Raw genomic sequence first — 17,944 nt, 5'->3', positions numbered from 1 at the left:
TATGACGTCTATAGTCAACCTCGAGTGTAAACCCGCCTCTTTAAAAGAGGTCACTCACACTCGCAAAGAGATTGAAAAAATTTTAGGGAATCGGAGTATAACTACCCACCTTTCCAACAAGATCCTACTCTGTTTCGCCGAGGCTGCTTCAAACTTGGTGAATCACGCCTGTCCACGACCTACATTTATCCAAGTAAACATAGAGTACAACGATGGATGTTGGCAGTTGCATCTCAATGATGACGGACAACGCTGGAATCCAACTCTACCAGACCGAGTTCGATCGCTAGATTTCTTCAATCAAAATGAAGGCGGACGAGGTCTTGCCCTCATCCACAGTTTAAGCGACGACATGGAATACAAGATTCAAAAGGAAAGTAGATTCCATCGCCTTTCGCTCAAATGGTACCTAAAAGAAACAACAACCAAACCCTGTATTTTAATTGTCGATGATGATCTTTGCCAACTAAGACTCTATAGCGCTTACCTTTCTGAAGAATATCACGTGATTGAAGCCGAAAATGGTGAAACTGCATTATGTATATTATTGCAGAAAGACGTTGACCTAGTTATTTCAGACATTCGCATGCCACATATGGATGGTTTGAGCTTAAAAAAAGCACTACACAGGCATAGCTATATGTTGCTGATACCCTTTATTTTTCTTACCGATGACGACAATTCAGAAACACGTAATAATGCTCTAAGTTTAGGCATTGATGACTACATGATAAAACCCGTGAGTAAATTTACACTCCTGCAAACCAGTAGACGCATATTAAAGCGTTCTAATCAAATTCATAACCAATTGACGAACAGAGTAAATAAACGAATCAGCGACTCGCTCATGCCTTCCTTGCCACGAAAAGCGCACGGTTGGGAAATGACTGTTATTAGCCGCAATACGGGCATAGGCGGAGGAGATCTTGTACTCCACCACGATTATAGTACCCATATCAACAGTTATAATAATAACCAAGATAGAAACAACAGTGACAATTACATTATGCTTAATATTGTCGATGTAATGGGTCATGATGTTACTGCTAAGTTTTTCTCGTATGCCTTCGTCGGCTATTTGAGAGGACTGATGTATCACATTGACAGCAATAAAAGAGATCCCTGCCCCACCTTATTGAGGCAATTATCTGACAGTGCATTAGAAGACGGTTTACTATCGCAAGTAATCCTTACCTGCTGTTCAATCACATTGTCTGCAGGCGGAAAATGTGAAATAGCGACGGCCGGACACCCCGCACCATTTAAGATCTCCCCCAGTGGTATTCAAAAGTTGGACGTAGGCGGTATTCTTCCTGGTGTGGTGTCAGGTGCAACTTACAAGAGTTTAACCTCATATCTTGATTACAATGAGCGGCTCGTCCTTTATACTGACGGTTTGTTTGAAGCAGCTGAAAACAAAAAAGCAAGAAAGCAACTGGAAACACACGTAACTAACACACTATACAACACCTTATCTATACCGCTGAACGAAGCCGCTGAAAGCGTGATGCACATATTTGATCATTACAGTAACAATAACCGTGACGATGCAACGCTAGTATTATTACAACCAGAAACCACTAAGTGATATTAAATCTTATTTGTACCAAAATTCCCTCTATTTCAGATAATAGCTACAACACTGAGGGTCTAACATAGAAAAAGCCAACTAGCGAAAGTGGCATGCTCTTTTCTCCAAAGAGACAAGAAATGTTTCCATGGATTATCAATAGTTAACTAAGTCTGAGCTATGTATAAGAAATAAACTAAATGCAAAGTCACGATCTGATCGTTTAAAAAAACTATTGACTGCATAAGGACTCAGGCATTGAATAACTTAGACACTGTTTTCGTCAAAATCGCCGATTTCTGCCAGAATTTTCTCTCTGCATGGGGACAAATACCTAATTTATTCCGGTATCAAACAAAGAAATAAGCCTTCTCGCCTCTCAGTTAGCGAAGTTATGACGATAGTAATAGCTAAATAATTATTATGTGGCACAGTGCACGACTGGCTTACAAGGAAGAATACGAATTAATGTTTGAACAAACAAGCGTTAATTTTGATGTTGGAATGAGAATCTTATTCCGTTGGGCTAATAAAATAGCCTTGTATTACCTGAAATAAACCCGATACAAAAATTGATGAGAATATTTCACTTAAGGATCTTAAGGATGTAGAGGAGTTTCTTGATGATGACCAGTGGTCGCAAGCACAACATCTGAATGTTACTCAACCTACAATTAACTATGCATTAAAGCGCCTCAATATCACATTAAAAAACTCTATTTTACCCTAAAGCTTGTAATAAAAATGCCAAAACTTCAGAGAAAGAATAGAAAAACATCAAGAAGAAGGTAGACCCCTCATCTACTTAAATGAAAATGGGTTTACCCAGAGTATGCCTCGAACGCATCTTTACTCTGAAAAAGTAAGTCGCTGCTATCGAGTTCATGATTGACAGTCGAAAGGAAAAATTAACACCATTAGTGCTATCATCAATCATACTTTTCCAATGATTAAATTAGTAATTAGAAGCGTCAATTCGGAGGTATTTCACGTATGGATCAAACAAGATTTACTTCCAAAAGTTCCAGAACAAGCTGTGATCGTTATGTATAATGCAAGTTTTCATAACCGTATCGACGCGCGGGAAGCAATTGAAGCTCGTGGTTGTACTTTAGAGTCACTTCATCCTTACAGTCCAGATCTTAACCCAATAGAACATAAGTTGGCAGAGGTAAAGTCTAGTTAAGAAGGAAAGAGCGCTGCTCCATTGACGTGCTGTTTTATCAGCATGTGGATTATGCCACTTTATTTTGATCTAGCTATATCACTATCATCATAACTTCGCTACTCTAACTGAGAGGCGAGAAGGCTTATTTCTTTGTTTGATACCGGAATAAATTAGGTATTTGTCCCCATGCAGAGAGAAAATTCTGGCAGAAATCGGCGATTTTGACGAAAACAGTGTCTAAGTTATTCAATGCCTGAGTCCTTATGCAGTCAATAGTTTTTTTAAACGAATCAGATCGTGACTTGGATATTTAGTTCATTTTTTATGCGCAACTTAGGTTATTTAAACAATATTGTGGAGCAGTGGCTGCATTCCATAAAACAAAGAATGATGCAGGTATTAAGACAGAAATTTGAAGAGCCAATATAAGCATGGATGACGGAATAGAAATAGGAGTTACAATAAAGAGATATCGGATTATTTGCAATGACTCATTGCCTACATGGAGGAAACTTTATTCATACGATTACTTAATGTTCTGTATGATTTAAATCATTTATATCTTTTAAAACAACTTTCGTTCATGTTTACCAAAGAACTGTGATAATACAACGATAGCTAACGCTAGCAGCATTACTGAAAAAATAATAACCAGCCATTCTGGCATCGATAGGTTAAGGAATTTCCACACTACTTTACTGCACTCCCCACTTGCCTCGAGCATCCAAGGTATCCATTTATTAAATGGTGCCCAAGACGGAAAGTAGACAAAGATATCGCAGGTTACGCCGAACAGGTCATTTGAATCATGGAATTGATAACTAACATGCTCGATAGCTAATTTGAGTCCCCAACCTGAAGATACGCCCCATCCAATTAAGCTCAACCATCGTAATGGCTCATTACCTAGTGCTAGAAAACCGACAAGCCCGAACGAAACGATGCCTAGCATAGCTACACGTTCATAAATACACAGAACACAAGGTGCCAGACTCATCACATACTGAAAGTATAGAGCACAAATCTCAAATCCTACTGCCGATAATGTGAGGAGGAACCATGCACCTCGTATTCTCGATGTTTTCTTTTTGTTTAAGAAGGACAACATCTATAACAAAACCATTTTAAAAGACAAAGTGTTACACTTGTAGCATTTCGTGATTCATAGTATTTCTAAATAAAAACTAATATCTTCAGGTTATTGTATCTAGGATGACTACATCAACCAAGGTGAGCCAACCCATATTATAGAACACATCGTTCATTGGTATAAGTAAAAACTCAATGCTCACCAACCCAATTAAACCCATCACTATGGTATATGGCAGCGCCATATAAACCATTTTTCCATAAGATAATCGCAATAATGGTGCAAGCGTTGACGTAAGTAAGAACAAGAATGCCGCTTGACCGTTAGGTGTTGCAACCGATGGTAGGTTAGTGCCAGTGTTGATTGCGACTGCAAGCAGTTCAAACTGCTCTAGTGAAATTAAACCATCTGTCAATGCATCCTTCACCTCATGAATGTAAATCGAGCCGACAAATACGTTATCAGAAACCATGGAGAGTAAACCGTTGGCAATATAAAACATGGTTAACTGTGAACCACCTCCCAATTTCAGAGCAGCGTTGATCACAGGGGTAAACAGTTGTTGGTCAATAATTACTGCAACTATAGCGAAGAAAACAACAAGTAATGCTGTAAATGGTAAGGCCTCTTGAAATGCTTTACCAATTTTGTGCTCATCAACGACACCCGTAAACGAAGTAACAAGGATAATGACTGTCAAACCAATCAGACCTACTGCCGCAAGGTGTAGAGCAAGTGCTAAAATAAGCCATATAGCAATCAGTGCTTGAACGATCAGTTTAGCAACATCGTAATTAGTACGTTTCGCACACTCTGAAGTGTTGAACTCAAAAAGGATCTGGCGGACGGTTTCCGGCAATTTGCTCCCGTAATCAAACAAACAAAATTTTTCAACGAGAACACAAGTGGCTAAGCTGCAGATAAGAACAGGCAGGCCAACGGGCAACATCCGAATAAAGAATTCGGCAAATTCCCAGTTCACTGTTTTTGCAATAATTAGGTTTTGCGGTTCACCCACCATGGTTATTACGCCACCCAGTGCAGTACCCACCCCTGCGTGCATCATCAAGCTTCGAAGAAAAGAACGGTATTGTTCTAGATCATCGCGATTAAGTTCATCGTGGAGGTTGTCATCTAACATGTTGTCGTCGCTTATGGTGTTGCAAGAGGCTACGCGGTGATAAATTGAGTAAAACCCGACCGCTACACTGATTACAACTGCGATGACGGTGAGTGCATCTAGAAAGGCTGAGAGAAATGCTGACATGGAACAAAACGCAAGCGCAAGCAATTCTTTTGAGCGAATACCCAGTAGTATTTTGGTAAAAATAAACAGGAGTAACTGTTTCATAAAGTAAATGCCCGCTACCATGAAAATAAGTAGTAGCAGTACTTCGAAGTTTGCAACAAGTTCATTTTTAACAGTACCTGCGTCGGTCATCCCGATAGCAACCGCCTCAATCGCCAGAAGACCACCAGGTTGAAGAGGATAGCACTTTAGAGCCATGGCTAACGTAAAGATAAACTCTATAACAAGTAACCAACCTGCTATAAATGGGTCATTTGCAAACAAAATTGGATTAATAATCAAAAATAAGATAATCGCAGATTTGTACCAGTTGGGTGCTTTACCGAGAAAGTTCTTGATAAATGCATTCCGTAACGTAATGGTCATGTTTATGACTCTATTTTTATGAAACAGACGAGGATTCTTGGGGTTTTATAATAAAGTATAGGTGAACTGTTGCTGAGTCTAAAGCATTTTTATGCTTGTGCACTTTTTCTTAAAAATAAGAGAAAAATTATAAATTTAACTTCTATTATTTGAGGCAAATCACCCTAGAAACTCACTGTGCAAATAAAGCTTTTTGTTAAAATGCAGCGATTCTTTAAACAGTCAATAACCCTTGTGTTAGATTGATTAAAGTGGTGGGATTATTTCCAGAAGAAACGCGATTTAATATACTGTATAGATGAAATCATTTGTAGTATTTCATAATTTTATTATACGTAACTGTCTCCAACGATACAGTGATAGGGATCAACATTGACGGTATCAAATAATGGGGAGATGATGTTTTTTATTTAGCAGGTCAATGGAAATTGATAAAATGGTTACCAACCGAATCTTTTTATGTATACCCAATCAACTTGTAGACGCTAGATTGACAAAGTCATCAGTGCCTTCAATGCGAGGCAAATTTTCATAGAGATAATCAATCTATTTCACGAGGATTTAACGACGAAATAGGCGCACTGCTGCTCTCCATGAAGGAGGTTGACTGACGCAATGCACGAGGTTATCCCTTTTTGATCGAGTTAATTACACCTACAAATTGGATACCTCGATCAGGATATCAGTAAAACTCTCTGAAACCTGCATCTTCAAGTTTTGAAGAAAAAATCAACCCGCCGTTCTTTTTCGAAAGAAAAGGTATTAGCAGTTTGCTGGGAAAGTGTCTCACTTAAAACTTGAATGCAGGATTCACATCATGGTCATAAGATGAAGATATTTGACCGAGGTACCTACTTTGAGATATTTAATCGCAATCAGCACTCTACCAAGGTTTGGAAAACCTAATACACAATCACCAGCTATTCAAGAAATACTAACATCCTGCTGCCTAATCTTTTTTAGGTAAAAACCCTCTATCAAGAACTTCGATGTACAAAAATAAAACACACTAGGATTTTTAAAAATGCTAGATTAGTTGCTTTTGTTTGTCTGTAATCACATTAAACCACTGTATCCATTCTCTTGCTATAACTCTTTCGACATCAACATCAGAAAACGTGGGATATAAGTAGTTATTTGCGAAGGACTGGTATAACACTCGAGGTGCTTCCTTAACATGAATGACCTTATTCTCAAACCAAAAATTCAGCGAATCATTAAGCATGATAGAGAAGTTTCACCTGTTAATGCGCTTTTTTGGTTATGTCTTTCATCTTTGAAGCTCAAGCATTATTTTATGGATATGTTTGCTATTTTTTCCAAAATATCTGAACTAATCTCCATATTTAAGATCAGATCATCATAAAGTTAAACTGGGAGTTATAATCTGATCTTAAACATGGAGATTAGTTCAGATATTTTGGAAACAACACTTGGCAATTTAAAATATAAAATTCGTTTTTTTAGAAAAAAATGTCAGAGAAATTTATACTTTTATCCGTTATGGGTTTAATGATGTATTTGCGTATGTATACACCTACAGTATTAACTGAGAAGTCAGTTTCTTTGAACCAAGATGATCAGTAATGGATGATGCAACAATCGCAATATTTTATCGTGTTCTTTCGTGGTGAATTGGTGTAATACGCTGCACATTCTTTAGACCTTGCAGAAAAAGTGAATTAAGATCTCACCAGTCAGTTCTCACGGAGGCCAGCGGATAAAACTCACCTCACGCTGGGAGCGTGATTACGACTATTACAATAGTTAGACAACGTCGCTACCTTCTGCTCAAATTCTTCTAATGTTACATGTTCCTAGCAATATAAATGTCTCGGAAGGGAACGATGAAGGGTTGCAGACGCTGATACGCCATGAATACACACACATTATTCATATGGAGTTCAATGACCGTGCGGTAACCGAAGAACATGGTATTTTTGGCCACCAAACACTATTATTCCCGCATGTTATGATTCAATCCATGTTAGTGAAATGGTTGGTGGTTTATATAGAAGGTCAAAATAAACAAGACCCTGGTCGCTTACACGATAGTCACCTTGCTATGCAAATGCGTATGGAAGTGGCGAGAGGTCAATTAGCTGACCTAAATTAAGTGGGGTGATCAAGAACCGTTTACCCCGTGGTAGTGATTATCTCTACGGTGCGTATTTCATTGATTATTTAGCCAAAATATATGGTGAAGAAGCGCTCCAGCACTTTTTAACCGATTACAGTGGCTGTTTAATTCCAAGTTTTTTCTTAAACTACAGCGTTCGATACACTTTTGGTAAAGATTTTTTTGCACTTTAGGAAAAGTTTCGTGCCGATCTGATAACACATTTTTCAGATTAAATTACGCAAAGTAAGGCACACCCTTCTGGTGCTAAATCTCTAGATAACCTGAGCTACGCATAAGAAATAAACTAAATGCCAAAGTCGGAGATCTGATCGTTTGAAAAAATTATCGATTGCATAAGAAGCTTGAGTATGAATAACTTAGACGTTATTTTCATTGATGTCGACGACTTCTCCTAAACTTTCCTCCATGCATGGGAAAAATATCTCATTTCTTCCGGTATCAAACAAAAAATAATCCTGGTCACCTCTCAGTTAGCTAAGTGATGACGATAGTGATAGCTTTCCATCAATCTGGGTATCGAGAATTCAAAACCTATTACATCCATTTTGTTTGTCGCTACCTCACCAACGAATTTCCTAACTTAGTCAGCTACACGCGAATATTCAAGCTCATGCAATATGTTTTGGTTCCGCTTTGTTCTTAACTTACTCACCGTCAGGCAAGGCCGACATGGATTGCCTTCGTTGATTCGTCCACGCTACAAGTTTGTCATAAACACTACATTTTCAGACATCAGTTTTTTAAAGTACCGCGAAGCGTGGAAAAGGCACGATGAAGTGGTTTTACAGTTTTAAATTATACCTTATTGTCAATGATCAAGGTGGCTATTATCTCGATCAAAATGACGACGATTAACGTGGATGATAGAAAGCCTGTATCGGAAATGGTTGACGTTCTTTGGGGGTGTTTATACGGAGATAAAGGTTATATCTCTGGTCCATTGGAACAGGGACTTGCAGACAAGTGAGTAACACTGATAGCGGGTATAAAAAACATGAAACCCAAAGTGATGAAACTTTGGAACCGTCTGATGCTACGGAAACGATTTATTATTAAAACCGTCGTTTTTAACTAACTAAAAAACATATCCTAAATCAAAAATTCTTAACACCGTAAGTCTGTCACTTTTATGGCCAACTTGCTAGCGAGACTTATCGCGTATTCATTTCAACCAAAGAAGCCTAGCATAAAAGATGACTAGATTTGATAAGAAAGTCCTTATGCAGATCTGAGGTTAAAAGTAATACTCCCGTTCAATGAATGTACCGATTACTTTGTCGTGCATTTCCGTTGATTTTGAGTATCCAATCGTTTTCCGTTTGAATCGTTTTAAGCGCGTACTGATGGTTAAATTTGCCCTCTCAATGCGTTTTGTATAAGAGTTTGCCAACAATGTGTTTATTCTCGGGAAGGATATCGTACGCATTGAAACCGTCCGTGCACCAAGATGAAACATTGAACATGGATAACCGATTGAAAAACAAATTGAATATCTTTCTTCCACTACACCAGAATGCGGGAGCAATGATTTTTCTCAATCGAGGCTCCCAAGTATACCAAAGCTAACACGCGTATTTTTCTTATCTACGAAAGACCATTGCTTATCTACTTCGCAGATAAGCACCACTTCCTGTACATCAAGAGGAAATGTGGTTACACAGTGTGGTGTAAGTTTTTTAAGCTCGAATAAACGCATTAATGCTGATGTGTAGCATTCTCTATGAGTCACTAATACCCAAATTATTCATAGCAAGTTCAACAAATTGCTCTTTTATCCCCGTCTGATAAGCCCTATATGTATATTCAAGCGGAAAGGTTCGGCAACGATAGCCTTGGTGTCCACCAAGGCCGATACCATGTTTTTTAACCGTTTTTGTTCGCGGGCAAAAACGACATTTAACGTCAACCGTAATTATAATGATCACCCTACAGAAACAGACATTTCACACGAAAAGAACCTATTGCATACATACCAAAAAATATAACCTAAACATCTATTTTGGAAAATAGATAAAGGGTAAAAGGTAAAAGGTAAACTTGAAAAATATGAATCTATAACAAGCGGAAAATTAACGATTACGTTTTACAAAATTAAAGAAAATAAATATTTTATAAAGTTTTAGTTGGAGTAAAGTATATAAATCCCTAAAAAATCATAAAAGCCTTTGGTGAAGATTGATTACAGATTGCTGTAAAGCAATTGAATGTATTGCTTCAAGCAGTGGTTTTATGTTTTTCTTCTGATTTAAGGTGATACCATGCTTGCGATACAGGTGCGACTTTAGATCCAAAACTTCGTTTATACGCAAAACGCACAGCACCCAACTAAGCGATTAAAAACTCAGCTTAACTAGGTGCTGGATAAATACGTACTTAGTTGCTCTTAACATTTAAATGTTCATCTGTATTATGTACATAAGTTAACAATCTTACATGGATATTGTAAAGTGAGTGTGCCTAATAAGGAATTACTAGCAAGGTTACCTTAGGTAACTACACAGTGTTAGCAAGCTAGTTGTCCATTTGGACTTTACGACGAAGTACAGATGCAGAATACTCACGGGTGTGATGATAGAGCAATTGCGAGAGGAGTTTGAGTCTGCTTGTGTGAAACTTAAGTTTAAATTTCTAGAAATAGATGGTGAACAAGATCATGTTCACTTGTTGATAGCATATCCTCCACAGCTATCTATCAGTATAATGGTAAATAACCTAAAAGCAGTGTCTTCTCGTATGTTGAGGATGAAAAACACGCATCTTAGAACAAAAACCATATCAATTAATCACATAGGAAGCAAATAAATCGAAAAATACACCATGCTTTTAGTGGGAAAACCGAACCAACTCCATCCCTCTCCCACAAAACACACATTTTCAGGGATTATGACCTGCTAGCTCTACAATAGCTGATACGTTTGGTGTAGCTCATCATTGAATCCACGAAGTCTCCTGCTACCCTAGCTATTACTTCATACCACTTCTTCAAGCTCGTTGTCGCTTGAAGGACATAATATTCCACTCGTTGAAATTCTTTAGGAAGAATTTGCTGAACCTGCCTGCCAACAAATACCTGAGCATCCACTGTCTCATACGTTTTTAACTGCGCTTGATGTGATTGATAGTAATACCTGACTTGATGATCGTCATACCCAACTATTCTAGATAAGCCTATCGGCAGAGATGACAAATAGTTGGTTAAGTATCGTATTAACCCTCGGTAGCTTTTTCTTGGGACTTTATTTTTACGACCATTGCCAAGATGGGCATAGAAACCATCAGGATAATTATCCCATAAGGTTCTTATCATATATTGACGCGCCGGAAACTCAATCTCCATTAACTTAAGTAAGTATTTTTGCTAAAGTAATCGCAGTTGAGATAACGATAAATGCTAAAACCCTTTCCAATCCTAGTTTGAAGGAAAGAATGCACTTTCAGTCAGTATTACATGTAAATAAAAATTATAGTTGCCATTACGACTATGAGTATGGATGAAAACAATGACGTCGATTTCACACGCATCGGTCTTAAAGTGCGCTTGAATCAACTCTGATAAGCAGGCTCCGCCAAGACCATAAACCCAGAATACAAATGCTTCTAATTGGAGTTACTATGGAAAGGAATACGAAGTTACTCAGGCAATGTTAAGACAACTTGCTGATAGGTCACTCTAGGAAACAGGTGGAAGCCTATTTTGACCATACTCTCCCGTACATAACGCTTTCCACATTGCGGATAAGCTTTCCCCCTTACAATTAAAGTTAACTTTATGTTACCCTTGACCACAAACCTAGCATTAAGGTAATTGGTAAAGCCATTTGCTGATCTTCCACACTTCAGCATCTTCGCGATTTCTGAAAAAGCTAATAAGCGGTATCATAGCGGGGATGACTAGATACGAATATGGCCTAATTCGTAGTGAAAATACGTTTAAAGCGAAGCAGCTTCGATTTGATATCCTTAAAATTTATTCATGCCTTTTATCTGTTAAATCATGCTAAGTGTATCACAGAAAGGGACATGCCTTAAGCCCCACCACATATAGTTTCTGGGAGGAAATCCCTAGGTAAAAAAAGACAAAGAGAAATCTCTTCTTTGTGGTCATACTCTTACTTTGCCTGTGCTGTTAGCGGTGCTACAATCGAAACATTAAGGGCTTATGTGGAAAATCAATCAACACCAGATTAAAGTTCTTCAAACTTTACGCCTTATATCCGCGCCCTCATCGGGCACGGGTTTACGGCAACATTGGTAAATCTTGACACTATCAAGTTGCGGCTAGCGAAATAAGAAGCATCGCCAGATCAAGGGCAGTGAGTAATCACACTTTCTCCCTGTTTCTTTCTCTTCCTCCTTAAACTAGTTTATTAGGCGTTGTTTCTCAACTATCTGAACTAATTCATAAAACAAAATACACACGAGCCTGTGTCTTTTCATACTCTAATTCTGTCTGCACTTGCGCAAACAACGCATCATCAAACTGATCGTATGATTCTTTCTGTGCCTTAAGCCAATAAGGTTTGTTATAAACCGACAACACACCAATCAATTCATGGCACAGCATCTTTTCTGTTACGTGCGGCATTGTCCTAAGCTCTAAACAGATCATTGATATGCTGTAGGCGTTGTTGATTAAATCAGGCCTATAACGCACTGATCCAGATCTTCTTTACAGTCTTAATTTATTTGCTAGCGAACAGGTATACCGAGTCTTATGACTTTGTTCATTACCTGCACATTTACCAAAGCCTCACCAACTTGAGCATTGTAATCACGAAGGGTGCGTTTAGAACTGAGCAACTGCTTATAGTGAAACATTGCTGTCTCTACTAATGACCTTTTGTGATAACTCCTGTCCTTTTTTCACTCCGCCAGTTTGTCATCTGTCAATGCCTTTACCGCTTCATTTCTAGGATGTCCTTCTTCCTAGTAACCCACGTTGCTTCGAGGTGGAATAGTGGGTTTTATTCCTTTATTCTTTAGCACGTGGTGACATGCTCTTGTGTCATAAGCTCCGTCACACTGACTTGCTCTATCCTTCGTCGTAATGGGTTAAGCAATTTAGGTAAAACCTCATTGTCACTCACCGACACTAAGCTAACTTCGGCGGCGATAACCTCATGCGTAAACATATCAACTGCGAGATGAAGTTTGCGCCAGAGACACCGCTTCTCCTTACCGTGTTTACACGTTTTCCATTCACCTTAGCCGTATACCTTTAGGTCTGTGGCATCAATAACAACGTGGTCGACAGCTCTTCGATTCTGACAATGGTACTTAACTTCTACGGTTTTAGAGCGCTTACTAATGCAAGTCTATGTAGGGGATTTCAGCGGGACATTCATTAACGTAAGAACCGAATTGAGAAATCCTTCTAATCCACCAAGTGGGAGCTTGAAAATACCTTTTACCATCATGCCGTTTCAATCGCGGTATCCGAAAAGATAAACCCTCGGCCACGATGTCCGTGATGCTTTAGACAATGCCATGCCTTAATGGCAGCGTCATCTATCTAAAAAGTGACTGAGCCACGGTTTACTAATGCTTAATTATATTGTTTCCAGTTGCTGATTTTGTGCTTGCCTTTTCCCATCATCACCTCCCGCTTAACTCCATGATGGTCTGATCGTAGAAATTGCGATTAATTTAGATATTTTGGAAACAACGCCTATGCTGCATCTAAAATCATGTGTTCGCCAGTGATGAAGCGTCATCGAATCTCGTAAACGTCATATATATCGGTTCACAACTGAAATGATAATGGCTTTTAAAGTGACAAACTAGGAAACAGATAATCATCATAAATATTCATTAACCGTTCAAGTCTGGATTTTATGCTTTTGGAAATAGGTCTGCAAATCATGTTACCCCTCTTGCTAAGCTCAAGAGGGACAGTTCGAATATCATTCGCCATATCAAAATGATCTCGCCTTGCGGGCCTGAATTCAGACAACAGATTACCCCCACATCATTGTCATAATGATGAAGGTGTTTAGTAGACATATCGGCTTTCACTTCGTTCAATCGCTATTCACACGTTGGCAAGTTCAAGCAGTGCTAATACGAGATCCCCGACACAAAAGGTAAACCAATATCTTGCTGTCTAATCTTTTCTAGTTCAGAGCCATTGATAATGAATTTAGATTTACAGAAATTTAAACATGAATAGATTGTGGAGAATGCAGCATTTGCTGTTTTAGGGTTCCGCACTTTGTTTTTCAAAAAAAGCATCTTTTTATGGATATGCCTTGCTTTCTTAAGAGTTATTATCGGATACTTGCCTATATGTATTCGTTTGTTTTTACCATTGAAACGGCATCGATATTGAAAGGTAATGTTGGTGTTTTGGGATATCTTTGCAATCAGCCCATCTCCATAATTTAACTCTGCTGGACCAGCGTAATTGGTCTGCTTCACGATGGCTTTTAGTTGCTTATTTGTTATGCTCAATTCAACTTCCTTGTAAAACCAAGACGCAGCACTTGCTGAAAATGGACACATATTTAGACGCAAGTAAACATATAAAACGTCTAACAACAGTTAACTATAACTAAAAATCTAGCACAAAAATAACTTATAATCGACTGATTTTAATGGTTAAAAAAACAATCCTTGGACATTAAGCCACAATCATGAAAAACATCGAACAACCTACATTCTACTTTTTCGATTATGAAACCTTCGGTATTAGCCCTCCTTTAGACAGACCTTGCCAGTTTGCGGGCGTTAGAACCGATCAATACTTCAGCATAATTGGTAAACCGTTGTTGATTTACTGTCAGCCACCGAATGATTACTTACCACAACCAGAAGCTTGTCTGATCACGGGCATCACACCGCAAACCGCAGTAAGTAAAGGGTTGTCTGAACCAGAATTCATCGCAAAGATCCATGAACAATTGTCAGTTCCTCGCACCTGTGCTATAGGTTATAATAATATCCAATTTGATGATGAAGTGACCCGTTATACTCTGTATCGTAATTTCTTTGATCCCTATACGTGGAGCTGGCAAAACGGTAATTCACGGTGGGATTTGCTAGATGCAATGCGTGCATGTTATGCGCTGCGTCCCGAAGGAATTATCTGGCCTAACAATGCCCAAGGCTTTATCAGTTTTAAACTAGAACACCTTTCCGTTGCCAACGACATTGAACACAGCCACGCCCATGATGCAATGGCTGATGTGTTCGCAACAATTGAATTGGCAAAAAAACTCAGGAAAGCACAGCCACGTCTATTCAATTACCTCTATACGCATCGTCACAAAAACAAACTGATACCACTCATTGACGTGGTATCAATGAAACCCTTGGTGCATGTCTCTAGCATATTCGGCACAGATCGTGGAAATACTAGTTGGATTGTGCCTGTCGCTTGGCATCCTATAAACAAAAATGCTGTGATTGCCGTTGATCTTGGTCAAGATCTTTCGCCATTATTTGAACTTGATATAAAATCGCTGAGAAAACGTTTATATACTCGGCATACTGACCTCACACCTAACGAGTTGCCCATTCCTCTTAATCTTATTTATATCAACAAATGTCCAGTATTAGCAGAAGCTAGAAACCTCCATCCTGAAAATGCAGGAAGACTTGGTATCGACCGTCAACAATGCCTAAAAAATCTTAACAAATTGAAAGAAAAGGTAAATATTAGTGAAAAATGTACGGCACTTTATATAGATAAACCTGAGTATAAAACTTCACGAGATGTGGATTTCGCACTCTACTCAGGATTTTTCTCACCGTCAGATCGCTTAACCATGGATATTATTCGTCAAACCAAACCTGAAGGTTTATCGGCATTGGATATTAAAGCAGCAGACGAACGAATCGAACCCCTGTTGTTCCGCTACCGTGCACGTAATTTCCCCTCCACTCTAACAAATTCAGAACAAAAACAATGGCAAATTCATCGTATGTATTATTTTGAAACTCATCTTCCTAGTTATAGGAAGAAACTTGAAGAACTCACATACCTATATCGGAACGATAGGAAGAAGAACCAGATTTTAGAATCTGTTTATCTATACGTAGAGTCACTTGTTTCCCATAAATTTAGAGAATAACTGCAACATCTACGGTCTATCATAGACGAGGAATCCAACTTAGTTGGATGCTATGTTCTCAAAAAAATAGAGAATACTACTATGAATTATCAGTAACAGACCATGGGCAGAAGATACCAAATCACAGTCATTTTGGAACGGGAAATTTCAATCTCAGATATTGCAAAAGACAATCAAATACTATCGTTTATTACTTTACAGAGAACTGAAAAGGTACCTTAATAAGGGGGCTTATTGCCCTGCTACTTCTCAAGAAATATCGGTGAATAATCGTAAGCGAGCAAGCAAATACAAGATATTAACAGATCAAAACATTTGCGTTCATCTGTTAATGGTATTGTTTCCCAAATATCTGAACTAATCATTATTCCTACGATTAGTTCATCATAGAGTTAAGCGGGAGGTGATGATGGGAAAGGGAAAACCACCACAAAATCAACAACTGGAAACAATATAATCAAGCATTAGTAAACCGTGGCTCAGTCACTTTTTAGATAGATGACGCTGCCATTAAGGCATGGCCTTGTCTAAAGCATCACGGACATCGTGGCCGAGGGTTTATCTTTTCGGATACCGCGATTGAAACGGCACTGATGGTGAAAGGTATTTTCAAGCTTCCACTTGGTTGATTAGAAGGATTTCTCAATTCGGTTCTTACGTTAATGAATGTCCCACTGAAATCCCCTACATACACTTGTATTAGTAAGCACTCTAAAACCGTAGAAGTTAAGTACCGTTGTCAGAATCGAAGATCTGTCGACCACGTTGTTATTGATGCCACAGACCTAAAGGTATACGGCTAAGGTAAACGGAAAACACGGTAAAGAAAAGTAGCGTCTCTAGGCGCAAACTTAATTTTGCCATTAATCTGTCTACTCATGAGGTTATTGCTGTAAAAGTGAGCCTAGTTTCTGTGAGAGATAATGAGGTTTTACTTACATTGATTAACCCATTACAACGCAAGATATAGCAAATCGGTGCTGATGGAGACTATGACACAAGAGCATGTCAGCACGTACTAAAAAACAAAGGAATAACGCCCAGTATTCCACCTCGAAGCAACGCGGGGTACTAGGAGGAATGGCATCCTAGAAATGAAGCTATAAAAGCGTTAAAAGAAGACAAACTGGCGGAGTAGTAAAAGAACAGGAGTCTCACAATGCTCATTAGTAGATATAGCAATATTTCGCTATAAACAGTTGCTCAGTACTAAACTTACTCTTCATAATTAACCTCAGATCTTCATAAGATCTTTCTTATCAAACCTAGTCATCTTGATGCTCGGCTTCTTTGGTTGAAATGAATACGCGATAAGCCCAGCCAGCAAATTTCCCATTAAAGCTGATACAACTACTGTGCCGAGAATTCTAGATTTGGGATATATTTTTTAGTTGGTCAACAACGGTTTCAATAATAAATCGTTTCCGGAGCATCAGGCGGTTCTAAAGTTTCATTACTTTGAGTTTCATGTCCTTTTTCATACCCGTTATCAGTGTCACTCCCTTGTCTGTGAGTTCCCTCTCCAATGAACCAGAGATATAACCTTTATCTCCATATATACACCCCCAAAGCTCGTCAACCCTTTCCGATACAAAATTTCTATCAGCCACGTTATCCCTCGTCACTTTTACTGAGATAATACCACATTAGTCATTGATAATAAGGTATAATTTGAAAGCGTAGAACCACCCCATCATTCCTTTTTCTCGCTTCGCGGTACCTTCAAAAATATGATATCTGAGAATGTATAGGTTGTGACAAACCTGTAGCTTAGACGAATCAACGAAGGCAATCCATGTTGGCATTGCCTGACGGTGAGTGAGGTAAGAACAAAGAGGAACCAAAACTCCTTACATGAACTTGAGCAGTCGCGTGTAGCTGACTAATTCAGGAAATTCATTGGTGAGGTAGCAGCACACAAAGTGGATGTAATAGGTTTTGAAGTGTCCACATCCCTATTGAGGGAAAGCTCTAACTATCGTCGTCACTTAGCTAACTAAGAGGCGACAAGGCTTGTTTCTTTGTGTGACACCGGAATAAATGAGGTGTCTTTCCCATGCAAGGAGGAAAATCTGGCAGAAGTCAGCGACATCAACGAAAACAGCGTCTAAGTTATTCATACCCAAGTCCTTATACAGTCGATATTTTTTTTCAAACGCTCAGATCACGACTTTGGCATTTAGTTCATTTCTTATGCGCAGCTCAGGTTAACTTAATGAGAGAGTT

At 38.7% G+C, this 17,944-nt stretch carries 10 protein-coding genes and 8 pseudogenes; 9 read left to right on the top strand and 9 right to left on the bottom strand.

Annotated features, from left to right (window positions below; genetic code table 11):
- Position 1: 1 nt before the first annotated feature.
- The 3 genes and pseudogenes from BTN49_RS05545 to BTN49_RS20520 all read left to right on the top strand — a co-directional run bounded on the left by BTN49_RS05545 (position 2) and on the right by BTN49_RS20520 (position 2,756).
- A complete protein-coding gene (locus BTN49_RS05545; protein WP_097356347.1) occupies positions 2-1,588 on the top strand; it encodes a SpoIIE family protein phosphatase in 1,587 nt (528 codons plus the stop codon).
- A gap of 240 nt (positions 1,589-1,828) precedes the next feature.
- Positions 1,829-1,982, top strand: a pseudogene (locus BTN49_RS22080) (IS982 family transposase); the annotation flags it as partial.
- A gap of 495 nt (positions 1,983-2,477) precedes the next feature.
- Complete coding sequence (locus BTN49_RS20520) at positions 2,478-2,756, top strand: transposase (protein ID WP_199399411.1); 279 nt, start codon at positions 2,478-2,480, stop codon at positions 2,754-2,756.
- A gap of 105 nt (positions 2,757-2,861) precedes the next feature.
- Here the strand turns inward: BTN49_RS20520 and BTN49_RS22075 are convergent.
- The 3 genes and pseudogenes from BTN49_RS22075 to nhaB form a co-directional block, all read right to left on the bottom strand.
- Positions 2,862-2,988, bottom strand: a pseudogene (locus BTN49_RS22075) (IS982 family transposase); the annotation flags it as partial.
- 315 nt (positions 2,989-3,303) lie between these two features.
- The gene (dsbB, locus tag BTN49_RS05530) at positions 3,304-3,846 is read right to left on the bottom strand and encodes a disulfide bond formation protein DsbB (protein WP_097356346.1); all 543 of its coding nucleotides are present in this window, start codon (positions 3,844-3,846) and stop codon (positions 3,304-3,306) included.
- A gap of 85 nt (positions 3,847-3,931) precedes the next feature.
- Positions 3,932-5,503, bottom strand: a complete 1,572-nt coding sequence (nhaB, locus tag BTN49_RS05525) for a Na(+)/H(+) antiporter NhaB (protein ID WP_097356345.1) — start codon at positions 5,501-5,503, stop codon at positions 3,932-3,934.
- A 1,855-nt stretch (positions 5,504-7,358) separates the two neighbouring features.
- On the opposite strand from nhaB, the gene BTN49_RS05515 reads away from it, so the two are divergent.
- Positions 7,359-7,619, top strand: coding sequence for a hypothetical protein (locus tag BTN49_RS05515; RefSeq protein ID WP_146679152.1), 261 nt, complete (start codon positions 7,359-7,361; stop codon positions 7,617-7,619).
- 374 nt (positions 7,620-7,993) lie between these two features.
- Positions 7,994-8,878 (top strand): annotated as a pseudogene (locus BTN49_RS22070) (IS982 family transposase).
- A 2-nt stretch (positions 8,879-8,880) separates the two neighbouring features.
- Here BTN49_RS22070 and BTN49_RS05505 read toward each other — a convergent pair.
- Positions 8,881-9,562: pseudogene (locus tag BTN49_RS05505) on the bottom strand (IS1 family transposase).
- 580 nt (positions 9,563-10,142) lie between these two features.
- On the opposite strand from BTN49_RS05505, the pseudogene tnpA reads away from it, so the two are divergent.
- Positions 10,143-10,418, top strand: a pseudogene (gene tnpA / locus BTN49_RS05495) (IS200/IS605 family transposase); the annotation flags it as partial.
- Positions 10,419-10,527: 109 nt separating this feature from the next.
- On the opposite strand, the gene BTN49_RS05490 reads toward tnpA, so the two are convergent.
- Positions 10,528-10,983, bottom strand: coding sequence for a transposase (locus tag BTN49_RS05490; protein WP_097356342.1), 456 nt, complete (start codon positions 10,981-10,983; stop codon positions 10,528-10,530).
- Positions 10,984-11,687: 704 nt separating this feature from the next.
- Between BTN49_RS05490 and BTN49_RS19035 the strand changes: the two genes are divergently transcribed.
- Positions 11,688-11,834: a transposase gene (locus BTN49_RS19035; RefSeq protein WP_274538468.1), complete on the top strand. Its 147-nt coding sequence runs from the start codon at positions 11,688-11,690 to the stop codon at positions 11,832-11,834.
- A 211-nt stretch (positions 11,835-12,045) separates the two neighbouring features.
- Here the strand turns inward: BTN49_RS19035 and BTN49_RS05480 are convergent, their stop codons facing one another.
- From BTN49_RS05480 to BTN49_RS17550, 3 genes and pseudogenes are all read right to left on the bottom strand, one after another.
- Entirely contained in the window at positions 12,046-12,255 is a 210-nt protein-coding gene (locus BTN49_RS05480; protein WP_146679150.1) for a hypothetical protein, read from the bottom strand.
- An 80-nt stretch (positions 12,256-12,335) separates the two neighbouring features.
- A pseudogene (locus tag BTN49_RS05475) lies at positions 12,336-13,239 on the bottom strand (IS5 family transposase).
- A 464-nt stretch (positions 13,240-13,703) separates the two neighbouring features.
- Positions 13,704-14,096 carry an Arm DNA-binding domain-containing protein gene (locus tag BTN49_RS17550; RefSeq protein ID WP_097356340.1) on the bottom strand — a complete coding sequence of 131 codons (393 nt, stop codon included), beginning with the start codon at positions 14,094-14,096 and terminating at the stop codon, positions 13,704-13,706.
- Between the two features lie 182 nt (positions 14,097-14,278).
- Between BTN49_RS17550 and sbcB the strand changes: the two genes are divergently transcribed.
- Both sbcB and BTN49_RS17545 read left to right on the top strand, forming a co-directional pair.
- Positions 14,279-15,718, top strand: coding sequence for an exodeoxyribonuclease I (gene sbcB, locus BTN49_RS05465; RefSeq protein ID WP_097356339.1), 1,440 nt, complete (start codon positions 14,279-14,281; stop codon positions 15,716-15,718).
- 434 nt (positions 15,719-16,152) lie between these two features.
- Positions 16,153-16,947, top strand: a pseudogene (locus BTN49_RS17545) (IS5 family transposase); the annotation flags it as partial.
- A 5-nt stretch (positions 16,948-16,952) separates the two neighbouring features.
- On the opposite strand, the pseudogene BTN49_RS22065 reads toward BTN49_RS17545, so the two are convergent.
- Positions 16,953-17,838 (bottom strand): annotated as a pseudogene (locus BTN49_RS22065) (IS982 family transposase).
- Positions 17,839-17,944: the final 106 nt, after the last annotated feature.

Source organism: Candidatus Enterovibrio escicola (genome assembly GCF_002464935.1).
Lineage (GTDB): Bacteria > Pseudomonadota > Gammaproteobacteria > Enterobacterales > Vibrionaceae > Enterovibrio > Enterovibrio escicola.
This window is presented reverse-complemented; position numbering and strand designations above follow the sequence as displayed.